The sequence below is a fragment of the Streptomyces sp. NPDC057638 genome, from assembly GCF_042800315.1.
GTDB lineage: Bacteria > Actinomycetota > Actinomycetes > Streptomycetales > Streptomycetaceae > Streptomyces.
The window spans coordinates 1-21,558 of record NZ_JBHVHF010000125.1 but is presented as its reverse complement, the minus strand read 5'-3'; the positions used below and the strand labels follow the sequence as shown (position 1 = coordinate 21,558).

The window sequence follows — 21,558 nt, the reverse complement described above, 5'->3', positions numbered from 1 at the left end:
ATCGTGCTGCTACGGCGGCGCCGCGGCAGCACGATCGGCGGCGGTCCCGGTCCGGGGGCGCTGCTGCCCGGGGTCGCTCCCGGCTGCCCCGATCTGGGGGTGATGCTGCCGTACAGCCCGCTGCACCATCTGCTGCTGGGACTGCCGGGCGATCCGCCCCGCCCCACCCTGCTCGTGCTGACCAGCGGCAATCTCTCCGGCGAACCCCTCGTCACCGACGACCGCGAGGCGCTGGAGCGGCTCGCGCCGCTGGTGGACGGCTGGCTCGCGCACGACCGGCCGATCCGGGTGCCGTGCGATGACTCGGTGGTCCGGATCGTGGACGGCCAGCCGCTGCCGCTGCGCCGCTCCCGTGGGCTGGTCCCCACCCCCGTACCGCTGCCGGAGCCGGTACGGCCGGTGCTCGCCGTCGGCGGGGACCTGAAGAACGTCCTGGCGCTCGCCGAGGGGCGTCACGCCTGGCTCTCGGGGCATGTGGGCGACATGGACGATCTGGCGACCCTGCGCGCCTTCGACCGTGGACTGGCCCATCTGGGCGAGATCAGCGGAGTGGCGGCCGCGTCCATCGCGGCCGACCGGCACCCCGGCTACCGGTCGCACGGGCACGCCCGACGGCTCGCGGGCACCCGGCCGCTCACCCTGGTCCAGCACCATCACGCGCATATCGCGGCGGCGATGGCCGAACACGGTCTGGACGGGCGCCGGCCGGTGGCCGGGGTCGCGTTCGACGGGACCGGGTACGGCGACGACGGCGCCGTATGGGGCGGTGAGGTGCTGCTCGCCGACTACGACGGCTTCACCCGGCTGGCCCGGCTCGCCTATGTCCCCCTGCCCGGCGGGGACGCGGCCGTCGCCCGCCCCTACCGGATGGCCCTGGCCCATCTGTGGGCGGCGGGCCTGGAGTGGTCGGACGCGCTGCCGCCCGTCGCCACCTGCGGCGATGACGAACGCCAGGTCCTGACACACCAGTTGGGGACCGGGTTGAACACGGCGCCCACCTCCAGCATGGGCCGCCTCTTCGACGCGGTCTCCTCCCTGGCGGGGATCTGCCACCGGGCCGGGTACGAGGCCCAGGCCGCGATCGAGCTGGAAGGCGCCGCCCACGCGCACGGCCCCGCCGACGGCTACCGGTTCGCGGTCCGGCACGAGGACGGCCTGTGGGTGGCCGACCCGGCCCCCGTACTGGCGGAGGCGGTGCTGGACGTGCGGGCCGGAGCGTCGCCCGGACTGGTCGCCGCGCGTTTCCACGACGCCGTCTCCGCCCTCGTACGACGGCTGTGCGCGCTGGCGCGCGAACGGCACGGAACGGCGACCGCCGCCCTCAGCGGTGGGGTGTTCGCCAACGCGCTGCTGCTGTCGGCGACGGCGCGCGGGCTGGCCGACGACGGTTTCCGGGTGCTGCGGCACCGGCTGGTTCCCCCCAACGACGGAGGGCTGGCACTCGGCCAGCTGATGGTGGCCGCGCGGGCGGCCCGGTGAGCCGAAGGCCCGGGTCAGGGCGGCAAAGGTGAGAGGAGTGAGCCCATGTGCCTCGCGGTGCCCGGCAGGGTGGTGGAGATCGCCGAACGGGACGGGACACGGATGGCCGTCGTCGACTTCGGCGGGGTGGTGAAGGACGTCTGCCTGGAGTACCTGCCGGACCTGGCGGTGGGCGAGTACGCGATCGTCCACGTCGGGTTCGCGCTCCAGCGGCTGGACGAGGAGTCGGCCCAGCGCACACTCGGTCTCTTCGCCGAGCTGGGGCTGCTCCAGGAGGAGTTCTCAGATCCCTGGGAAGCGGCGGCGCAGGACGCGCCGGGACGGGAGGCGAATCGGTGAGGTATCTGGCGGAGTTCCAGGACCCGGAGCTGGCCAAGGGGCTGCTCGACGACATCAGGGCGACGGTGACACGCCCCTGGGCGCTGATGGAGGTCTGCGGCGGTCAGACCCACTCCATCATCCGCCACGGCATCGACCAGCTGCTGCCGGAGGAGATCGAACTGATCCACGGACCGGGCTGCCCGGTCTGTGTGACCCCGCTGGAGGTCATCGACAAGGCGCTGGAGATCGCCGCCCGGCCCGAGGTCGTCTTCTGCTCGTTCGGCGACATGCTGCGGGTGCCGGGCAGCGACCGTGACCTGTTCCGGGTCCGCAGCGAGGGCGGTGACGTCCGGGTGGTGTACTCGCCGCTGGACGCGCTGCGGATCGCCCGGGAGAACCCGGACCGCGAGGTCGTCTTCTTCGGCATCGGCTTCGAGACGACCGCGCCGCCCAACGCGCTCACCGTCCACCAGGCCCGTGAACAGGGCGTACGCAACTTCAGCATGCTGGTCTCCCATGTCCGGGTGCCCCCGGCGGTCGAGGCCATCATGACGGCGCCCGACTGCCGGGTGCAGGGCTTCCTCGCCGCCGGTCATGTGTGCAGCGTGATGGGGACCGGGGAGTATCCGCAGCTGGCGGAGCGCCACCGGGTGCCGATCGTCGTCACCGGCTTCGAACCGCTGGACATCCTGGAGGGCATCCGGCGCACCGTCCGTCAGCTGGAGCGCGGGGAGCACACCGTCGAGAACGCCTATCCGCGCGCGGTGCGCCCGGAGGGCAACCCGGCGGCCCGCGCGATGCTGGAGGACGTCTTCGAGGTCACCGACCGCGCCTGGCGCGGCATCGGGGTGATCCCGCGCAGCGGCTGGCGGCTCTCCCCGCGCTACCGCGACCATGACGCCGAACACCGCTTCGACGTCGCGGACATCACCACCCGCGAGCCCGCCGCGTGCCGCAGCGGACTGGTGCTCCAGGGGCTGCTCAAGCCGTACGAGTGCGAGGCGTTCGGCACCGTGTGCACGCCCCGGACACCGCTCGGCGCGACGATGGTGTCGAGTGAGGGTGCCTGCGCCGCGTACTACCTGTACCGGCGGATCGCCGCGCCGACGGCGGGAGGCGCGGTACCGGCGGCCGGAAGCGCGGCGCCCACCGCCGGGCCCGGCGCACCGACCGCCGCGCCCGCTGCGGCCACGGTCACATCGGCGGCCGATCCGGTCTCCCCCGAGCCGGTCTCTCCCGAACCGGCCGTCGCCGACGCCACGACTCCCCTGGAGGCGAACCCCGTTGGCTGACTCCCCCGCCACCACCGCGGCCCCCGCGCCCGACCTCTCCGGCTGGAGCTGCCCGCTGCCGCTGACCGACCACCCCCGGGTGGTGATGGGGCATGGCGGGGGCGGCGCCCTCTCCGCCGAACTGGTCGGCGAGATCTTCCTCCCGGCGTACGGCGGCGAACGGCTCGCCGGGCTCGCCGACTCGGCCGCCGTCACCCTCGGCGGCGCCCGGCTCGCCTTCTCCACCGACGCGTTCGTGGTCCGGCCGCTCTTCTTCCCCGGCGGCAGCATCGGTGACCTCGCCGTCAACGGGACGGTCAACGACCTCGCCATGAGCGGCGCCCGGCCCGCCTATCTCTCCTGCGGGATGATCCTGGAGGAGGGCGTGGAGACCGCCCTGGTCGGCCGGGTCGCCGAGGCCATCGGCGCGGCGGCCCGCGCGGCGGGCGTCGAGATCGTCACCGGGGACACCAAGGTGGTGGAGTCCGGCCACGGCGACGGTGTCTATCTGCACACCTCCGGCATCGGCCTGATCCCCGCCGGAGTGGACATCCGGCCGGGCCGGGCCCGTCCCGGTGACGCCGTTCTCGTCAGTGGCGAGATCGGGCTCCACGGTGTGGCGATCATGAGCATGCGGGAGGGACTGGAGTTCGGGGTGGAGGTCCGCAGCGACTGCGCGCCCCTGGGCTCCCTGGTCGAGACCATGCTCGCCGTCACCCCCGACCTCCATGTGCTGCGGGACCCCACCCGGGGCGGGGTGGGCGCCGCCCTCAACGAGATCGCCTCGGCGGCCGGGGTGGGCGTACGCCTCCAGGAACGCGCGGTGCCGGTGCCCCCGCAGGTCGACAACGCCTGCGCCATCCTGGGCCTGGATCCGCTGTACGTCGCCAACGAGGGCAAACTGCTGGCCTTCGTACCACCGGAGCACGCGGACGCCCTCCTCGCGGCGATGCGGGCGCATCCGCTCGGTACGGCCGCCGCGATCATCGGCGAGTGCGTCCCGGACCACCCGGGGATGGTGGTGGCCCGTACCGCGTTCGGAGGGACGAGGGTGGTGGACATGCCCCTGGGCGAACAACTCCCCCGCATCTGCTGACCCTCGTCCCCCCAACTTCTCTCGTGTGGCTTCAGCAAGCCCTTCCATCATTGTCGCGGTCCAGCCCGTGCGGATCCGCCGTCCCGTTGAGCTTCAGCCGTCCGAAGCCGCGTGCGGCGAGCCAGTCGCACCGGGCTTCGGTGGTCCGGGCCACGGTGGCGGGGAAGGTGACGGGGACGCAGACCCCGGCCGCCCCGTACGCGCGTTCACAGCCGGACACCTTGGGGCTGACCGGCGCGGAGTCCCGCTTCTTCAGCGGCTTGCGGGCGGGCTTCTCCAGCGCGTCCGCGAACTCGTGCACCCGGGGTGCGGGTGCCTTGCGGCCATGGTGGCCGTGGTGTCCGCCGCGTGCCGCTGTGGCGGCGGTGGCGGGTCCGAGGTGGACCCATGAGGCCACGGAGGGCACCCCGTTGGCGTCGGCGGCGAAGAGCATGTACCAGCCGGGGGGCGCCAGGTTGGGGTTGCTGGTGACGTTCAGGTCGACGGTGGTGCCGTCGCCGTGGACGGTCAGCGGCAGGTCGACGAAGCGCTGGTTGGGGTCGGAGGAGTGGGTGACGGCCGCGGGGCGGATCAGCTGGGCTTTGGCGATGGGCCGGTCGACGCTGATGCGGCGGGTCTGGCCGTAGTTCCAGCGGTCTCCGGCGACGGAGGTGATCCGGGGCCGGGGGCCTTTGAAGAGGTAGGGCGGGGAGTAGACGGAGACGTTGTGGTTGTAGGTGTTGTTCCCCGGGTTGTCGCCGACGGACATGACGCGGCCGTCGGGCAGCAGGAACGCGGAGGAGTGGTAGCCGCGCGGTACCGGGTCCTTGGCGGCCTCGCGGTAGGTGTTGGTCGCCGGGTCGAAGAAGGACGCGGAGAAGACGGGGTCGGCGCGGTCGTGCATGGCGCCGCCGGTCTCGAAGACCGTGCCGTCGGGGAGCAGGACGGCGGAGACGTACATCTTGCCCTCGTTGCCGGTCTGCGGGCGGCGGCCCTGGCCCTGGTCGACATCGCCCTGGGGCAGGGGCGGACCGGCCTGGTAGCGGGGGCTGGGGAGCTTGAGGTCGATGATGTCGGTGAGCCGGTTGGCGACGGGGTTGGTCTCGTTGTTGCCGCCGCCGATGGTGAGCACCCGCTGGTCCTGCGCGGGTGGCAGCAGCACGCTCGCCGACTGGTCGCGCTGGTCCTTGTTCTGGAGGCCGGGCACGTCGGTGATGGTGTTGGCGCCGTAGTCGTAGATCGACGCGCCCGAGCCGGGGGTGCCGTTGCCGAAGACATGGCTGCCGGAGTAGAAGAGGCGCCCGTCCTGCATCAGGATCATCGCCGGGTACAGGCCCCAGTAGGACCAGGTCTGGTTGACCTCGCTGATCGGGAGCCAGCGGTTGCGTTCGGCCGAGAACTTCTCCGCCGTCACATTGCCGCTGGAGTCCTCCTTCAGCCCGCCGAAGGAGAGGACGTCTCCGTTGCCGAGGATGGTGGCGGAGGGGTACCAGTGCCCGTCGTGCATGTCGTTGGTGCGGGTGTAGCGCTCGGTCGCCGGGTCGAAGACGTAGGAGTCCCGCAGGCCCTGGTAGCCGAGGCGGCCGTCGGGGGTCGGATACCCCTTGTTGCCGCTCATGATGAGGACCTTGCCGTCGCGGAGCTGGACATGACCGGCGCAGAACATGTCCACGGGGGTGGGTATCTGCCGCCAGGCTCCGGTGGCCGGGTCGTAGACGGCCGAGGTGAAGGTGCCCGCGCGGAACATCTGCTCATCGTTGCCGGAGCCCGCGATCACCAGAACCTTCCCGTTGTGGAGCACCACCGAGTGCATGGACCGGACGGGGTTCTGGACCGGCAGCACGTTCCAGCGGCCCTGGGCGCACTCCACCGCCGTCCCCGTACAGCCGGGCTGGGGCACCGGCAGCGGCACCGCCTCCATGGCGTGGTCGTCGGTGGTGACCGACCCGACTCCGTAGACCGAGGCGCCCCAGGTGATCTGGTCGGTGCCGGGCGGTACGGGCGGGGTGCGGACCTCGGCGCGCTGGTACCCGGGGCTGACCGGCAGGGTCTTGAGGTCGGTCCAGTACTGCCAGCCCGTCGTGGTGTCCCGGCGGAAGAGGGTGATGGACACATCGGGGGTGGTGCTCTTGTACCAGAGGGAGAGGTCGTACTGGCGCTCCGGCGCCACCCGGGGCGCACAGCGCTCGTTCTCGCTGACCAGGGCCTTGCGGTCGCCGCTGACCCGGCTGGTGAGCGAGACCCTCATCGCGGCGGTGCCGGTGCGCGCGTCGGGGACGGTGGCGAAGGAGAAGGCGTTCTCGCCCCAGCCGGAGCGCTGCCAGCAGTCGGGCATCTCCCCGGCGTTCGCTCCGGGGGTCTCGAAACCGGGGTTGGCCAGCAGATTGGCCCGGGCGTTGGCCGGAGCCGGGGAGCTGACGGCGGCGAGCAGACCGGCCGTCAGGGCGACGACGGCGGTCAGCGCGACGGTCCGTCGCTGTCGCGGCCGTGGTGAGGGTGGTCGTAGCGACAGGCGCATGGCGGTTCCTTCCCGTACGTACGGATGTGGTGCGCGGGCGGCTCGCCCGGACGCGGCGGGTGGGTGGTGGGTGCCGGGGATACGGGGGTGCTTCAGCGGGTGCGCGCGGCGCGGCCGGTAGGTGCCGGGGGGCGCGCGGCGGGGCCGGTAGGTGCCGGGGGGCGGGTGATGGCCGCCCCGACCCGGCCGCCGGGCGTCATCGCGGTGCCCCCGCGCCGACGTCGCCGTCCTCCGTGACCCGGCGGATCTCGACCCGGTCGTCGCCGGTGCCGAAGGCGGCGACCGGGGTGGAGTTCTCCAGCGCCTGCCTGACCGTGGGCAGCTGGACGGAGTCACGGCGTACGGTCTGCGACGAGACGACGTAGTCGATGTCGCGCCAGCCCCGGGGCAGGCTCCGGACCACGGCCGGGTCGCGGTCGGCCTTGTAGAACCAGATGACCCCGGTCCCGGGGGTGAACCCGTCATGGACGAGGTCGAGCCAGAGGGCGTCGTCCACCAGCACCCGGGTGGTGGCCGGGTCGGGCACCTCCCGCTCCAGCCAGGCGGCGGCGCCCCGGTAGTGCCGGTTGACGTCGGTGGTGAGGGCGTCGCGGTTGCCGTCGACCCAGACGGGCACCACGAACGCGGTGGCGGCCAGCGCCAGCATGGCCGCCATGGCCCGGCGGGCGGTCCTGATCCTCGCGGTGGTGCCGGGGCTCTCCGTCACCAGGGAGGTACGACGGGGGCGGGACGGCACGGTCCGGGCGGGCGTCAGACGCGTACGCCAGGACGGCCGCGGCCGGTACCCGGGGCGGGCCGGGCGGCCGCCGACCACCACACGCCCCACCAGGACGGTGAGGCCCGCCAGCGCCAGCGCCAGGAAGGGCAGCAGCTGGAGCACGTACATCGCCGGGAGGTAGCCGTCGGGCCGCAGCGCGACCAGGGCCAGGATGAGGACCGCGCACACCGGTCCGGCCAGCGCCCGCGCGGTCCCCGACCAGCGCGCCAGCGCCAGCAGCAGCAGGGAGGCGGCCAGCCCGCCGAGCGGCAGGACCGGGTCGTAGTAGAGCCAGGACTCCAGGGAGTCGTTGGAGCCGGTGCCCGGATCGAGGATGAAGCCCGAACCCTCCCGCCCCAGCTGGTAGACGATGCCGTCCATCAGGGAGACATGGCCCGCGCCGGAGAACAGCTCGCCCTTCAGCAGCGCGTAGACCGGATAGGAGAGCCCGACCAGCACACAGGCGGTGACCGCGCCCGTGACGGCGAACTTCCTGGTGTCGCGGTGGCTGCCGCGCCACAGGGTGAGGAACAGCGCCGGGAGGACGACCAGCATCGTCTCCTTGGTCAGCACGCCCACGGCGGCGGCGACCCCCGCCATGAACTGGTGCCACAGATGGCGTCGCGGGGAGGCGGCCAGGCAGAACGCGAGCAGCGTCCACATGACGGCCAGGTTGTCGAGGAAGATCTGGCGCTGGTAGACGACGGCGAGCGGGGAGAGCCCGGAGAGCGCCATCGCCGTGCCCGCCGCCCAGCGCGGCAGCGTCAGCCGCCGCGCCAGGACGTAGACGAAGACCGCCGAGGCGCCGGAGACCAGCAGCATGACCAGGCGCATCGTCGCGACGTTCATGGTCTCGGGGGCGATCAGCGACGGCAGATAGGTGAACCCGGCGAGCTGGATCCAGCCGACCGGAGGGTGGTCGTACCAGTAGCTGTAGTGGGCCAGTCCCCGGCCCTGCTGGACGGCCCACGCCTGGGCGAGATAGGTGCCCTCGTCATCGCTGAGGGTCGGGAAGCGGGTGATGTTCCAGCCCTGGACCAGCAGGATCGCGGCCAGGATCACCAGGCAGAGCAGCAGATCGGGGCGGGAGCGGCGCAGCCGGACCACCGGCCGGGGAGCCACGGATTGGCGCGGGCCCGGGGGCGTCCCGGGACGGCGTATCAGGGTGGCGGTGGCGCTCCCGCGCCGTATCGCGGATATCGCCGATGGCCGGGATACCGGGGCGGCCTGGGCCGACTGGGATATCCGGGAGCTCGCGGCCGGCCGGGCTGTCGGGCCCTCGGACGAGGTGTCGTCCGGGGTGGGCAGGGTGGTGGTCACCGGTGGGCGTCCTCTCGGGTGTCGGTGAGATGCGCGCCGACATGGCTGGTCAGCTCCCACTCATTGCGCCCGCGCTGCTCGCGCCAGACCGCGCGTACCGCCGCACCGGCGAGGAGCACCTGGTAGAAGGGGCCGCCGACGATGAGCTTGACGTAGTGGGCGAGGCGGACCCGCAGCCCGTAGGCCCGGCCGAAGTCATGGAGTCCCACGACCTCGAAGACAAAGGTGACCAGGGCGGTGACGGCGGGCAGGAAGGAGACCAGGGCGATACCGACGGGGACGTCGAAGAGGAGCGCGATCAGCACGTTCACCGGGATGACCAGTCCGGTGAACGCCTGGAGGAAGGGCGTCATCAGGGTGTAGCGGGCGAGGATCCGCTGCCCCCGGCCGGGCAGCCGACGCCAGTCCCGCTTCCGGTAGACCTGGAGGAAGCCCTGGTTCCAGCGGGTGCGCTGCTTCAGCAGGCTCATCAGGGAGCCGGGTGTCTCCTCCCGGGTGACCATGTCGCTGTCGTAGGCGACGACGACCTTCTTGCCGGTGGAGGAGAGCCTGACCCCGAGGTCGCAGTCCTCGGCGAGACAGTCCTGGTCCCAGCCCCCGGCCTCCCGCAGGACCTCGGTGCGTACGAAGACGGTGTTGCCGCCGAGCGGGATGAACCCCTTGCGCGCGTGGAGATGGAGCCTGCTGCGGAACCAGAAGAAGTACTCCAGACAGTTGCGCAGGCTGTACCAGCTGGAGTGGAAGTTGATCAGCTGCACCCCGCCCTGCACCACATCGGCGCCGGTGCTGCTGAAGGCGTGGTCCACATGGGTGAGCAGCTCGGGGTGGACGATGTCCTCGGCGTCGAAGACTCCCACGACATCGCCCCGGCACTGGGGCAGCGCGGTGTTCAGCGCCTTGGGCTTGTTCTTCTTCGCATGGGTGTCGGTGACGACCCGTACCCGCAACGGGTCGTTCCGCGCGGCCCGTTCGGCGACGGCCGCCGTCTCGGGGTCGTCATGGCCGACGATCACGAGGATCTCGTAGTTGAGATGGCTGGACTCCAGCAGCCGCTCGATGGTGTGCTCCAGCACCGCCTGCTCATGCCGGGCGGGCAGCAACAGCGAGAAGGAGAAGCGCAGTTCTCCGTCCGGGCGGGCGAAGCGGGTCGCGGCGAGCGCCTCCGGCGTGCGCCACGCGTGCATCTGCCACCAGAGCGTGAAGGCCGCCATCCAGAACAGCGCCAGGGATATGACGACGACGACCACGGATAACACCAACGGAAACCCCCCTCTGGGCCGCGCGCGCGTGGCGCCCAGGACCCCCATGAACCGGCGTGGCGGATACTCGGCCGGACGGCGCGCACACTCCCCTGTGTGCGCGACCGGCTACGCCTCGCGATCTGCACCCTATCGGCGGAATGTAAAACTCCGGTGCCGGACCCATCAACTGGCGCATTGCCGACGCGTGATCGCGTGATGCGTAGAGGGAGAGTCGCCGCTGGTCATCGTGGTGCACCGGCGGAAGTCAGCCGTCTTCGCCCGCCGTGGCACCGCCCTGAGTATCTTCACAGTTCCACCCGATCTCCGAAGCGCTCGGGCCCGTCGGAGCAGCCGGAGGCGGGCGGAGAGGGCCGTCGCCACCGGGGAGCGACACGGAGGCACGACGGCCCGTCATATCAAATGAATCCGGCCGAGTCTGTAAAAGTTCTCCCGTGTCAGACAACCTGCACACCCGACGAACGCTCTCCTCCACTGGCCGTGGTTCCCGCGCCGGAGCGATCCGGCCAGGACCGACCAGCCACGCGCCATGAGCAGTTCCATGTACCAATGGCACTCGTCATCGAGGGGAACCATGAGCAAGAACAGCCGAAAGCGTCAGTGGGTCGGGGGGCTCTCCGCCGCGTCGGCCATGGCCGTGGCGGCCGGACTCGTCGCCGCCGCGCCCGCGACGGAAGGCTCCACGAGCGCGGCACCGGCCGGGGCGCCGGAGATCAGCCTGGTGGCCGCCTCCCCGGAGGTCACCATCGAGCAGGACCAGTACGATCCGGACCGGCCCCCGACCATCGACCTGACCGGGCTCGGGACCTATGTCGGCATCAAGGGCGGTCCGCTGGACCTGCGGGTGACACGTGCCGATCAGACGGCTCCCCTGCGGGTCCAGCAGTTCGTCCACCACGGCAAGACCATCACCAAGAAGGATCTGCCCGCGAAGCTGGTGAAGGACTTCCGCGGGCTGCCGGGCTTCACGGAGATCACGTTCACCGACGCGAGCGGGCGGAAGGTCGCCAGCCGCAAGGAGATCTTCTGCCCGAACAACGCCTCGGCACGGATCGACCCCAGCGCCGTCCCCACCCCGCGCTACCCGGAGAACTGCCACGTCAGCCCGCATACGGTCGGCATGGTGTGGGGCGTGGAGCGGGGCTGGGCCACCAATACCAGCTCCCACTGGTACTCCCGGCCGCTCGCGCTGCCCGTCGGCAGCTACACGGCGAAGGTCTCCGTGGCGAAGAAGTACCGCGACCTGTTCGGCATCGCGGACAAGCCGCGGAGCGTCAAGGTGAACGTGACACCTCCGGACCCCGAGGAGGGTGAGGGTGCCGCCACCCGCTCAGGCCGGTCGGCGCACTCGGGTCAGTCAGGACACTCGGGACACTCGGGCCCTTCCGGTCATGCGAGCCCTTCCGGCCATGCGGGCCACGGGAGCGGCACGGGCCACGGTTCGCCGAAGGCCCCGTCGGCGGGCACGGGCGGCCATGAGGGCCACGGCACCATGACCGGCCGGGTCGACCGCATGGTCGAACGTCAGATGGCGGAGAACAGCGACTATCTGCCGGTCGTGCCGGAGATCCCGCACGCGCTGCGGAAGTCGGCCCGCGCCGCCCTGGAACTGCCGGGCGACGGCCCCGGCTACACCGACGGCTCCCGGTTCGCCCCGCGCGCCAAGGCCGCGCCCCGGCGCCCCGCGGGCCCGGCCAGGATCCCCGCCCATGTGCCCAAGCCCGATCTGCGCGCCCTGCCCGCCTGGGACATCGCCATCGAGACCGAGCGCGACGGCGAGCCGAAGGGCCGCGACTACCTCGCCTTCGCCAGCACCACCTGGAACGCGGGCAAGTCGCCGCTGGTCGTGGACGGTTTCCGCCGGTTCGGCAAGCCCCTGATGGACGCCCACCAGTACTTCTACGACAGCAAGGGGAAGCAGGTCGGGCACGCCCCGACCGGCACCATGGAGTGGGACCCGCGCGCGGGTCACAACCACTGGCACTTCACCGACTTCGCCGCCTACCGGCTGCTGACCGAGGACCGGAAGGAGGCCGTGCGCAGTGACAAGGAGGCCTTCTGCCTGGTCAACACGGACGCCATCGACTACACGCTGAAGCACGCCGACTGGCGCCCCGAGGGGACCGAGCTGGGCAGTGCCTGCGGTCAGGACGAGCCGGACGCGCTCTCCATCCGCCAGTCGCTCGCGGTCGGCTCCGGTGACACCTACGGCCGTAGCCTGCCGGGCCAGTCGTTCGACATCACGGAGGTGCCCAACGGCACGTACTGGATCCAGGTGGTGGCCAACCCGTCCCAGCGGCTCCACGAGACGACCCTCGCCAACAACAACGCGTACCGCAAGGTCGTCCTCGGCGGCGCGCGCGGCGCCCGCACCGTGACCGTCCCGGCACTCGGCGCGGCCCCGGCCGCGCCCCCGGCGGGGTAACCACCGGGCGTGTCGACGGGGGAGGTCATGGGCTGAGGCCCGGACACCCGGATACACAGAGACACAGCGAAACAGCGAAACAGCGACACCGGAACAGGGCCCGGTCGTGGGGGAACACGGCCGGGCCCTCGCGCGTCGTCCAGGCGGTGGCGGTGGCGGTGACGCGGGGTGCGATGAGCGGGCCGTACCGGGATCGCGTGGCCCCCGCCCCCTCACCCTCCCCCGGAGGACATCTCCCCCGCTCCTCGGTGGCGGAAATCAAGCCATCCTCGGCGCGAAAGAGGCGTTTAGAAGGGATCGGCACTCAGAAAGAGTCAATTTCTCTCCCCTCCCGCCCCTCTGGCTCAATCCCGAGCAACCGCCCCTCTCCTTCCCCCCTCTTCCCGTGCGTTCCGGTCGGCCGATCGGCGCACCCAGGGGAACCCCCCGTGGACGGCAAGGGAGTACGGCCATGGGAGACCCGCGCCCGCGCTCACCCGCCCCCGCCCGGCCACGACCGCACCCGTATGACGCACTCCGCGCAACGGCGGACCACGGGAATCGAAAGCGACAGAATCCAACACGGCTCCGCCCCAGGTCGTCGCGCACCCCTGGACGGCCACCGCGAGACACGGTCACCCGGTGATGAGCTCTCCGTTCAGCCGTCGAAGTCATTGTGGGGCCTTGCTGCCGGGATTTCCTCAACGCCCCTATATAAAAGGTCCCTCACGGCCCGGATTAGTTGCGCATGTTGCAACCAATCAGTTTTTGACTGACAGGTCGGACACTTTTATCGCTCCAGCTATTGCGCCACCCCAGTCACGTTGTTTTAGTCTCACGATCGATCATCGATCAACGCGCTCAACGTCCCTTTCAGACTGACCCCTTGGGGGAGTGTGTCCATGAGCAAGCAGAGCCCCGACAGCACCACCGGCAAGCCCGACAAGGCCGGCAACGCCGACACCGTCGGCCGCCGTTCCGTCCTCGGTGGCGCGGCCGCCGTCGCCGGTGCCGCCGCGCTGACGACCGCCCTTCCGGCCACCGCCCACGCGGCCCCGGTCGCCAACGGCGGTGTGGGCGTCGCGAATGTCGCCACGCCCGACATCATCAATGTCGCCCCGGCCGACAAGCGCTTCCCCGACCTGGTACGCGGCACCAACCAGCGCTGGTCGGCCAACCCCGGCACCGTCCGGCTGGTCACCACCCCGCAGCAGGCGCAGAGAGCCGTCCAGGAAGCCGTCGACCAGAACAAGCGGCTGACCGTCCGCAGCGGCGGCCACTGTTACGAGGACTTCGTCTTCAACAGCGAGGTCCAGGTCGTCGTCGACGTGTCGGGGATGAACCAGGTCTACTTCGACCAGGGCAAGAACGCCTTCTGCATCGAGTCCGGCGCCTCCAACCTCCAGGTCTACGAGACCCTGTACAAGCTCTACGGCGTCTCCATACCCGCCGGTTCCTGCGCCTCCGTCGGCGCGGGCGGCCACATCGTCGGCGGTGGCTTCGGTCTGCTCTCCCGGCTGCACGGGCTGACCGTCGACCACCTCTACGGTGTCGAGGTCGTCGTGGTGCGCAACGGCACCGCCCAGCTGGTGACCGCCACCCGTGACTCGACCGGCCCCGAGAAGGAGCTGTGGTGGGCCCACACCGGCGGCGGCGGCGGTAACTTCGGCCTCATCACCCGCTACTGGATGCGCTCCCCGAACGCGACCGGCACCAACCCGTCCAACCTGCTGCCCAAGCCCCCGTCCGAGGTCATCCTGCACAGCGCGGGCTGGGACTGGAAGGACCTCAACCAGGCGTCCTTCACCCGGCTGCTCCAGAACTTCGGCAACTGGTGCCAGGCCAACAGCGCCCCGGGCTCCCCGTACGAGTCCCTCTTCGGCCTGTTCAAGCTGAACAAGCGGACCGCGAACAACGGCGGCCGGATCATCCTGCTGACCCAGATGGACGCCAACGTCCCCAACGCGCAGCAGCTCTTCAACAACTACCTCGACGCCATCGGCGCGGGGGTCGGCGGCCCGCCCACCCTGGCCATGACCCGCTCCTCCGGTGAGCACGCGGCCATGCCCATGCTGGTGCAGCCGCAGGTCTTCCCCTGGTACATCGCCACCGACTACCTCAGCGGCGGCAACCCGACGCTCTGCGGCGACTACAAGAGCGCCTACGCCCGCAAGCCGTTCTCGACCGTGCAGATCCAGGCGATGTACCAGCAGCTGACGCGGAACGACTACCTCAACGGCGACGCGCTGGTGCAGATCGACACCTACGGCTGCCAGATCAACACGGTCGCCTCGGCCGCCACCGCCGTGCCCCAGCGTGACTCGATCATGAAGCTCCAGTTCCAGACCTACTGGGCGCCCGGGACCCCCGAGACCGAGCACGTGGCCTGGATCCGTGACTTCTACAAGGCCGTGTACGCCGAGACCCAGGGCGTCCCGGTCCCGAACCAGATCAACGACGGCTGCTACATCAACTACCCCGACAAGGACCTGAACGACCCGGTCCAGAACCCGTCCGGCATCCCGTGGAGCCAGCTCTACTACCTGGGCAACTACCCGCGGCTCCAGACGGCCAAGCAGACCTGGGACCCGACCAACTTCTTCCGCCACGCCCAGTCGGTCCGGCTGCCCGGCACCACGTGATGCCCCGGCCACACGGCGAGCCCCCTTCCCTCGCCGGGCCCCTTCCGCGCGGCTGACCGCGCCCCACGCGCCCTCCGGGTGGCGGACCACCGTCCGCCGCGCCCGGGGGGCGCTGTGCGTGCCCCCACGGCTCCCGTACGCTGCCACGACCCCCGTCGCACGGGAGGAAACCCCCGTACCAGAGCCGCCGCGAGAGAGCGAAGGGACCACGGTGACCAGCTCCGAGCAGGACGACCGGACCGACCAGGACCCGGCCCCGACACCCCCGGAGCAGGGAGTACGCACCGCTCTCTTCGGCTCCCCTTCCCCGGCCGAGCTGGCCGAGCGCGCCCTCGCGCTCCGCTCGTCCCGGCGCGTGCTGCTGGGGATCGTCGGTGAGCCGGGCTCGGGGAAGTCCACCCTGGCCGCCCAGGTGCTGGACGCGGTGGAGCGGCTGCGGCCCGGGGTGGCGACGGCGGTGTCGATGGACGCCTTCCACCTCGCGCAGAAGGTGCTCGACGCCCGGGGGCAGGGCGGCGTCAAGGGCACCATCGAGACCTTCGACGGGCATGGCTTCCTCGCCCAGCTGCGCCGGACCCGGGACGAGGGGTCGGGACACAGCGTGTGGTGGCCCGAGTTCCGGCGGGAGATCGAGGAGCCGGTGGCGGGCGCCGTCGAGGTGGCACCGCACCACCGGCTCGTCCTCGTCGACGGCAACTTCCTGCTCGCGCCGCACGACCCCTGGCACCTGGTCCGCGACACGCTGACGGAGTGCTGGTTCCTGGACGCCGACCCGGAGGCCCGCCGACGCCGTCTGACGCTGCGCTACATCCGGTACGGCTTCACCCCCGAGGCCGCGCGGGCGAAGGCGTACGGTGTCGACGAACGCACCAGCGCGCTCATCAGGAGCACCGCCTCCCGCGCCGACCTGGTCCTGCGCGAGAACCGCTGAGCCCCGGCGCCCCCGGGGTGCGGCCGTCCCGCCGCCTTCTGCGTCAACCCGCACACACCGTTCACCCTCCCATGCCAGACTGCCGCCATGGGGGACGTGACACTCACCTTCGACGATGGTTCGGTCGTACGTCTGCACCTCGCGCCGGGTGCCGCCGGGCCGGGAGGAACGCCCGGCGGCACCGGGAACGGGCACCCGGCACCGGGGACGGCGGACGCCGACGACCCCGACCGCGATGACGGACCGGAGCTGCCCGAGGACTTCGGGACGGCGCGGCCGGTCAGTGTGGACGGACGAGCCGCACGGGCGCTGACCCTGGGCGGGCAGGCGCTGACGGACGCGCTGCGACCGCTCGGCGGGGTACTCCAGGGAATCCACCACAGCTTCGCCCGGTTCGCACAGCGGCCCGACGAGGTGACGGTCGAGTTCGGGGTCACCCTCGGCGCCGATCTGAGCCTCGGGGTGTTCTCCGGGCGGGGTGACGCCAGCTTCACCGTCTCCGCCACCTGGAATCTCGCCGACGGGCCCGCCGGAGCTGACGGGGCACCCCACCCCGACGGGGCCGCCACGGCCCAGGTGCCGGACGGTCGTTGACGGCGTGCCCGGCGAGGCAGACGACAGCGCCGCCGATGCCGCGCTGGACCGTGCGTTCGTGTCGGTCCTGTCCGGGGACCAACTGGTCGGGACGGGGGTCCTGTTCGCCCCGGGACTCGTGCTGACCTGCGCCCATGTAGTCAACAGCGCCCTGGGCCGGGAGCGCTTCGAGCACGGCGCGCCCTCGCCGCGGCGGGAGGTGCGGCTGCGGTTCCCCCGGCTGGACGCGGACCGGGTGAGCGTGGGCCGGGTCGTACCGGCGTACTGGCGGCCGCCGCGCCGGTACGCCGATCCGGCGGTGGCGGCACCCCCGGTTCCCGGGCGGCTGCCGTACCACGGCGATCTCGCGGTCCTCGCGCTCGACGGCGACTCCCCGCCCGGTGCGCTGCCCGCCGGGTTCCTGCCGATGTGGGAGGGGAACGAGGTCGTCGCACGCTGGTGCAGCGGCCACGCGCTGTCCACGGTCCGCGCGGTGCCCCGGGCCTCGGACCGTCCCTGGAGCGCGCTGGACGTCGTCGGCGGCCGGGTGGCGGAGGGCTTCAGCGGCGGACCGCTGTGGGACCGGGAGCGGCAGGCGGTCGTGGGACTGATCGTCGCCACGCACAACACCGGCACGGACCCGGAGCCCGGCACCACGGCGACCGGGTCGCCCCCGGTTCCCCTCTACGCCATCGAGGTGGCGTCGGTGGAGGAGGAGCTGTCCACGCTGCCGCCGCTGGCGGTGCCCGCCGCCCGCCGGGGCTGGCAGCAGTTCCTCTCCGCCCTGGAGGCGCTGCTGACCTCACGTCAGGCGGTCCGGGAGTGCGAGGAGCGGCTGGCCGGATACCTCGGGCGGCGCTCCGCCGGTCCGGCGGCCGACATCGAGCGGCTCGCGGGGCTGGCGGCGGGCGCCCGCCGCGGGGTGCCCCAGCTGCTGGACCTGGTCTTCGAGCAGATCGGCGCGAGCGGTCCGGCCGGGGCCGGTGACTGGGAGCGGCTGACGCGGGTGGCCCGGCTCGTCAGCCCCCGGGTGCTGCTCGCGCGCCAGCGGCGGTCGGATCTGAACGCGCTGCTCGCGGCGTGCGGCGAGACCACGCCGGGCGCGCTGCTGCGGACCGTGCTGCCCGCGGCGGACGCGCTGCCGCCCGTCGCCGGTCTGGCCGACGCCATGGACGTCCTGGAGGGGTTCGGTCCGCCGCCCGGACAGCGGATGCCGCCGCTGCTCCACGGGGTGATCCGGGTCGCCACGGCGGAACGGGCCGCCGGCCGGGGCGATCTGGCCGATGAACTCGACGCGTGGGTGTCGCGGATCTCGTCCCGGCTCGGTGTCTCCCGTGAGGCGGTGGGGCAGTTCCGCGCGGATGTCGTCGCCACCGCCCGGCCCGTGAGCGTGCCGCCGAGGATCCAGGTCCAGCTCTTTCCCGTGCCGCCGGGCCAGTCGTTCACGTACCAGATCTGGGCGTGGAACGCGGGCGGGCCACCGGAGCTGGTGCTGACCCGGGACACCGAGGAGGCCAGCGAGCAGGTCGTGGCCGATGTCCGCGCGGTGCTGCGCACCCATGTCCATGACCACCCCGAGCCCGCGCTGCTGGAGTTCTTCGTCGCCCCGGCCTGGCTCCAGCTGGAGGTCGACACCTGGCGGATGCCCTCCGGTGACGACGACGGCGGCTTCCACCCCGGTATCAGCCGCCGGGTGGTGCTGCGCAGCTCGGAGCGGACCCGGGACACCTACGCCGGGTGGAAGCGGCGCACCAGCGCCCTGCCGACGGCGGACCGGCTCCTGCTGGACCAGGGGCGGGCGGAACCGGCGGTCTCCCGGGCCGTGCTGGAGCTGAGCCCGGAGACCGGGATCGTCGTCGTGTGCTGCCCGCCCGCGCAGCGCGGACCGCTGCTGCGGCAGTGCGTCGAGGCCGGGGTGCACACCGTCCTGTGGCACCGGAGCAGCCATGAGGCCCAGGTCGGCACCGATCTGATGACGCTGGTGCGGGAGGTCCACCACGCCCGGATCCCGGAGGTGGTGCGGCTGGAGCGGGCGACGGCGACGGCCAACCCCGGCTGCCCCACCCACCGCGGCCACTGGCTCTCCCTGCTCTACGACGGGCCGGACCACCGGCCGCCACCGCTCGCGCCGGACCCGTGGGCGCTGACGCATCCCTAGGTTCTGTCCGGGTGGTCTTCGAGGTCCCGCCCGGCCCGCCTTCTGCGAGGAGACCGTGTCCATGTCGATTCCGCCCCCGGCCAAGCCCCATGACGATCACGGCGACAGCGCGGACTGGTGGGTCTTCCGCGGACCCGCCGAGCTGCCCGAGCCTCCTCTCTGGCGCCGCTCGCCCACCGCCCGCCGAGCCGCCGGGGAACCCCACCACTATCTGCTGGGCGCGGACGAGACCTCCGTGGTCAACGCCGCCCTCCAGCTGCGGCGTCCGCTGCTGGTGACCGGGCGCCCCGGCACCGGGAAGAGCTCCCTGGCCCGGGCCGTCGCCCAGGACCTGGGGCTCGGTGACGTCCTGCGGTGGCCCGTCAACAGCCGCTCCACGCTGATGGACGCCCTCTACCGCTATGACGCGGTCGGCCGGTTGCGGGAGGCGTCGCTGCGCCGCGAGCGCGAGGTGGCGCGCGGTCACGCACGGCGGATCCGCAGGCGTCCCGGCGGGCGGTCCGACATCGGGAACTATCTGCGGCTCGGGCCCCTGGGCACCGCCCTGGCGGCGGTGGACCGGCCCCGGGTACTGCTCGTCGATGAACTCGACAAGTCGGACATCGATCTGCCCAACGATCTGCTGGTGGTGCTGGAGGAGGGCGAGTTCGAGATCCCGGAACTGGCCCGGCTGCCCGAGCACCAGCAGGACGTCGATGTCCTGGTCACCGGGGACCGGGAGCGGGTCCGGGTCCGGCGCGGGCTGGTCTCCTGCGGCCAGTTCCCCGTCATCGTCATGACCAGCAACGGGGAACGGGAGTTCCCGCCCGCCTTCCTGCGCCGCTGCGTCCGCCTCGAACTGCGCGAACCGGACGCGGAGCGGCTGCGCGGCATCATCCGCCACCACCTCGGTGAGGACGCCCTCGCCGTGGCCGACGACCTGATCGCGGCCTTCGTCCAGCGCTCCTCGGTGGAGAGCCTGGCCACCGATCAGCTCCTCGCCGCGGTCCATCTGCGGATCACGGGGGCCGATCTGAGCCGGGACGCGCTGCTCGGCTCGGTGATGCGCCGCCTGGACGAGAACTTCACGGTATGACCGGGGGCGGCGAGCAGGAGAGGCGGGGCGCGGCGGATCCTGGGGCGCAGGGGCTCGCCCGGCTGAGGCGGGCCGTGGAGGCGACCGGGCACAGCCTCCACAGCCCCGAACTCCTCGACGTCCTGTGGCTGGCCGGGGTCATGGGTCCCGCGTCCGGCACCTCCGCCGACGCCCGCGTCCGTCCGCACGGCGACGCGGCACCGGAAGGCGGCCCGGCGGCGCCCGGCGGGGGCCCGGTCACCGGTCCGGGCCCGGAGCCGCCCGGGCCCGAGCCCTCCCCGGGCGGGTTCCGCCACCGTCTGTTCACCGCGCACGGCGCGGACGGCCCGGCGGGCGCGGGGTCCCCTGTCCCGGGCCCCGCCCACCCGGTGCGGGTTCCCGCGCCCCGGGCCCTGCCCGATCCACCCGGTCTGGCCCGCGCCCTGCGCCCCCTGACCCGCTACCGCGACCATCCGGGCCGTACCGCCGTGGATATCGAGGCGACCGTGCGGCTGACCGCCGAGTCGGGTGTGCTCGACCTTGTCGACCGGCCCCGGCGCGAGCGGCGGCACAGCGCGGTACTCCTTCTCGACGGCTCGCCCTCGATGCGGCTGTGGCGGCATCTCGCCGATGACGTCGAACGGCTGCTGCGCCGCTGCGGGGTGTTCCGCGCGGTCCATGTGCGCCGCTTCGATCCGCAGGGTCCACCGCCCCGGCCGCTGCCCTCCGCCGAGGCCCCGCTGGCCTTTCTGCTGTCGGACGGGGTCGACGGCGCCTGGCGCACCCCGGCGGCGGCCCGGCTGCTGGCGGCGTGGGACCGGGCCGGGCCGCTGGTCGTGGTGGACCCGTTACCGAGGCGGCTGTGGAACCGTACGGCGTTCGACGCCCAGCCCCGGCTGCTCATGGCGCGCCGTGAGTTCGCCCGCGCGGGAGAGCTGACCGTCCTCGACGGACCCGCCGCCACCGGCGCCGCGCCCGGTCTCCCGCCCGTGCCCGTGGTCGCCCTGACCCCCGCGTCGCTGACGGCCTGGACCCGGCTGCTGACCCGGCCGGGCGCCCCTCATCTGGTCGACACGGTCACCCTGCCCATCGCTCCGGCACCGGTCGGCGAGGCCGCCGCGCCCGCCGCTCTCCCGCCGGAGGAGCTGGTGACCCGGTTCCGTGGCTCCTTCTCGCCCGACGCCTACAGCCTGGCGGTCCGGCTCTCGGCGATCCGCCCGCTGACCGTGCCGCTGATGCGTCTCGTCCGCGTCGCCACGCTTCCCGCCGCCGCCTCGTCCACGGTCGCGGAGGTCCTGCACGGGGGTCTGCTGACCGCTCTCGACCGGACCTCCCCCGCGCCGGGGCTGTCCGCCGCGCTCGGCGACGACACCTGGTACGACTTCGCACCCGGGGTACGGGACCTTCTCGCGGGCGGTCTGGGCACCGAGCGCGCGCTGGAGGTCGTGGAGGCGGTCGGCGAGGCCCTCGCACCCCATCTGGGACGGGTGCCGGACTTCGCGGCGCTGCTGGCCGGTCCGGGCGGCGGCGTCGAACTGCCGCCGTCGGCGTCGGCGTTCGCCTCGCTGGTCAGTCCGGTACTGGACCGGCTGACCGGTGGTACGTACGGGACGGAGGTGGCCAGCGAGGCGGTCGCCGAGAGGGGCTCGGATGACCGGGACCGGCCGGGGACGGCGGGGCCACCGCCGGCCGGGCCGCCGAGTTCCACGGTCCAGGAAGGTTCGGCTCCGGCTCCGTCGGCGGCCCCGGAGCCGGAGCCGGACGAGCGCCCGGGGACCGACGGGCCCGCCCTCCCG

The 21,558-nt window shown here is 72.6% G+C and carries 14 protein-coding genes; 11 read left to right on the top strand and 3 right to left on the bottom strand.

The features are described from left to right. From ACFVIM_RS18470 to hypE, 4 genes are all read left to right on the top strand, one after another. The coding region (locus tag ACFVIM_RS18470) for a Sua5/YciO/YrdC/YwlC family protein (RefSeq protein ID WP_384302389.1) at window positions 1–1,479 on the top strand (1,479 nt) is incomplete at its 5' end. A 45-nt stretch (window positions 1,480–1,524) separates the two neighbouring features. Beyond that, window positions 1,525–1,818 (top strand): HypC/HybG/HupF family hydrogenase formation chaperone, encoded by a 294-nt coding sequence (locus ACFVIM_RS18465; RefSeq protein ID WP_384302387.1) that lies wholly within the window; start codon window positions 1,525–1,527, stop codon window positions 1,816–1,818. Then, window positions 1,815–3,092: a hydrogenase formation protein HypD gene (gene hypD / locus ACFVIM_RS18460; protein WP_384302385.1), complete on the top strand. Its 1,278-nt coding sequence runs from the start codon at window positions 1,815–1,817 to the stop codon at window positions 3,090–3,092. The genes ACFVIM_RS18465 and hypD overlap by 4 nt, the downstream gene beginning before the upstream one ends. After that, a complete protein-coding gene (gene hypE / locus ACFVIM_RS18455) occupies window positions 3,085–4,167 on the top strand; it encodes a hydrogenase expression/formation protein HypE (protein WP_384302383.1) in 1,083 nt (360 codons plus the stop codon). The genes hypD and hypE overlap by 8 nt, the downstream gene beginning before the upstream one ends. Window positions 4,168–4,198: 31 nt before the next feature. On the opposite strand, the gene ACFVIM_RS18450 is transcribed toward hypE, so the two are convergent. The 3 genes from ACFVIM_RS18450 to ACFVIM_RS18440 form a co-directional block, all read right to left on the bottom strand. Further along, on the bottom strand, window positions 4,199–6,664 hold the full coding sequence (locus tag ACFVIM_RS18450; protein WP_384302381.1) for a galactose oxidase-like domain-containing protein: 2,466 nt from the start codon (window positions 6,662–6,664) through the stop codon (window positions 4,199–4,201). A 196-nt stretch (window positions 6,665–6,860) separates the two neighbouring features. Beyond that, window positions 6,861–8,741 (bottom strand): ArnT family glycosyltransferase, encoded by a 1,881-nt coding sequence (locus ACFVIM_RS18445; protein WP_384302379.1) that lies wholly within the window; start codon window positions 8,739–8,741, stop codon window positions 6,861–6,863. Next, window positions 8,738–10,048 (bottom strand): glycosyltransferase, encoded by a 1,311-nt coding sequence (locus ACFVIM_RS18440; RefSeq protein WP_384302377.1) that lies wholly within the window; start codon window positions 10,046–10,048, stop codon window positions 8,738–8,740. The genes ACFVIM_RS18445 and ACFVIM_RS18440 overlap by 4 nt, the downstream gene beginning before the upstream one ends. Window positions 10,049–10,574: 526 nt before the next feature. Between ACFVIM_RS18440 and ACFVIM_RS18435 the strand changes: the two genes are divergently transcribed. The 7 genes from ACFVIM_RS18435 to ACFVIM_RS18405 all read left to right on the top strand — a co-directional run. Then, on the top strand, window positions 10,575–12,425 hold the full coding sequence (locus tag ACFVIM_RS18435; RefSeq protein WP_384302375.1) for a lysyl oxidase family protein: 1,851 nt from the start codon (window positions 10,575–10,577) through the stop codon (window positions 12,423–12,425). An 881-nt stretch (window positions 12,426–13,306) separates the two neighbouring features. After that, window positions 13,307–15,046, top strand: a complete 1,740-nt coding sequence (locus tag ACFVIM_RS18430; RefSeq protein ID WP_384302373.1) for an FAD-dependent oxidoreductase — start codon at window positions 13,307–13,309, stop codon at window positions 15,044–15,046. Window positions 15,047–15,257: 211 nt separating this feature from the next. After that, on the top strand, window positions 15,258–15,977 hold the full coding sequence (locus ACFVIM_RS18425; protein WP_384302371.1) for a nucleoside/nucleotide kinase family protein: 720 nt from the start codon (window positions 15,258–15,260) through the stop codon (window positions 15,975–15,977). 87 nt (window positions 15,978–16,064) lie between these two features. Continuing rightward, a complete protein-coding gene (locus ACFVIM_RS18420) occupies window positions 16,065–16,571 on the top strand; it encodes a CU044_2847 family protein (RefSeq protein ID WP_384302369.1) in 507 nt (168 codons plus the stop codon). A 4-nt stretch (window positions 16,572–16,575) separates the two neighbouring features. Continuing rightward, entirely contained in the window at window positions 16,576–18,708 is a 2,133-nt protein-coding gene (locus ACFVIM_RS18415) for a trypsin-like peptidase domain-containing protein (protein WP_384302367.1), read from the top strand. Between the two features lie 61 nt (window positions 18,709–18,769). Further along, the gene (locus ACFVIM_RS18410; protein WP_384302365.1) at window positions 18,770–19,783 is read left to right on the top strand and encodes an AAA family ATPase; all 1,014 of its coding nucleotides are present in this window, start codon (window positions 18,770–18,772) and stop codon (window positions 19,781–19,783) included. Then, window positions 19,780–21,558, top strand: a 1,779-nt coding sequence (locus tag ACFVIM_RS18405; protein ID WP_384302363.1) for an SAV_2336 N-terminal domain-related protein, incomplete at its 3' end; no start/stop codon positions are given. The genes ACFVIM_RS18410 and ACFVIM_RS18405, both read left to right, overlap by 4 nt.

Bases quoted from the DNA above. Each gene is read 5' to 3' on its own strand.
- ACFVIM_RS18450 (WP_384302381.1), bottom strand. From the start codon at position 6,664: ATGCGCCTGTCGCTACGACCACCCTCACCACGGCCGCGACAGCGACGG.
- ACFVIM_RS18430 (WP_384302373.1), top strand. From the start codon at position 13,307: ATGAGCAAGCAGAGCCCCGACAGCACCACCGGCAAGCCCGACAAGGCC.
- ACFVIM_RS18435 (WP_384302375.1), top strand. From the start codon at position 10,575: ATGAGCAAGAACAGCCGAAAGCGTCAGTGGGTCGGGGGGCTCTCCGCC.
- ACFVIM_RS18465 (WP_384302387.1), top strand. From the start codon at position 1,525: ATGTGCCTCGCGGTGCCCGGCAGGGTGGTGGAGATCGCCGAACGGGAC.
- ACFVIM_RS18420 (WP_384302369.1), top strand. From the start codon at position 16,065: ATGGGGGACGTGACACTCACCTTCGACGATGGTTCGGTCGTACGTCTG.
- ACFVIM_RS18410 (WP_384302365.1), top strand. From the start codon at position 18,770: ATGTCGATTCCGCCCCCGGCCAAGCCCCATGACGATCACGGCGACAGC.
- ACFVIM_RS18440 (WP_384302377.1), bottom strand. From the start codon at position 10,048: ATGGGGGTCCTGGGCGCCACGCGCGCGCGGCCCAGAGGGGGGTTTCCG.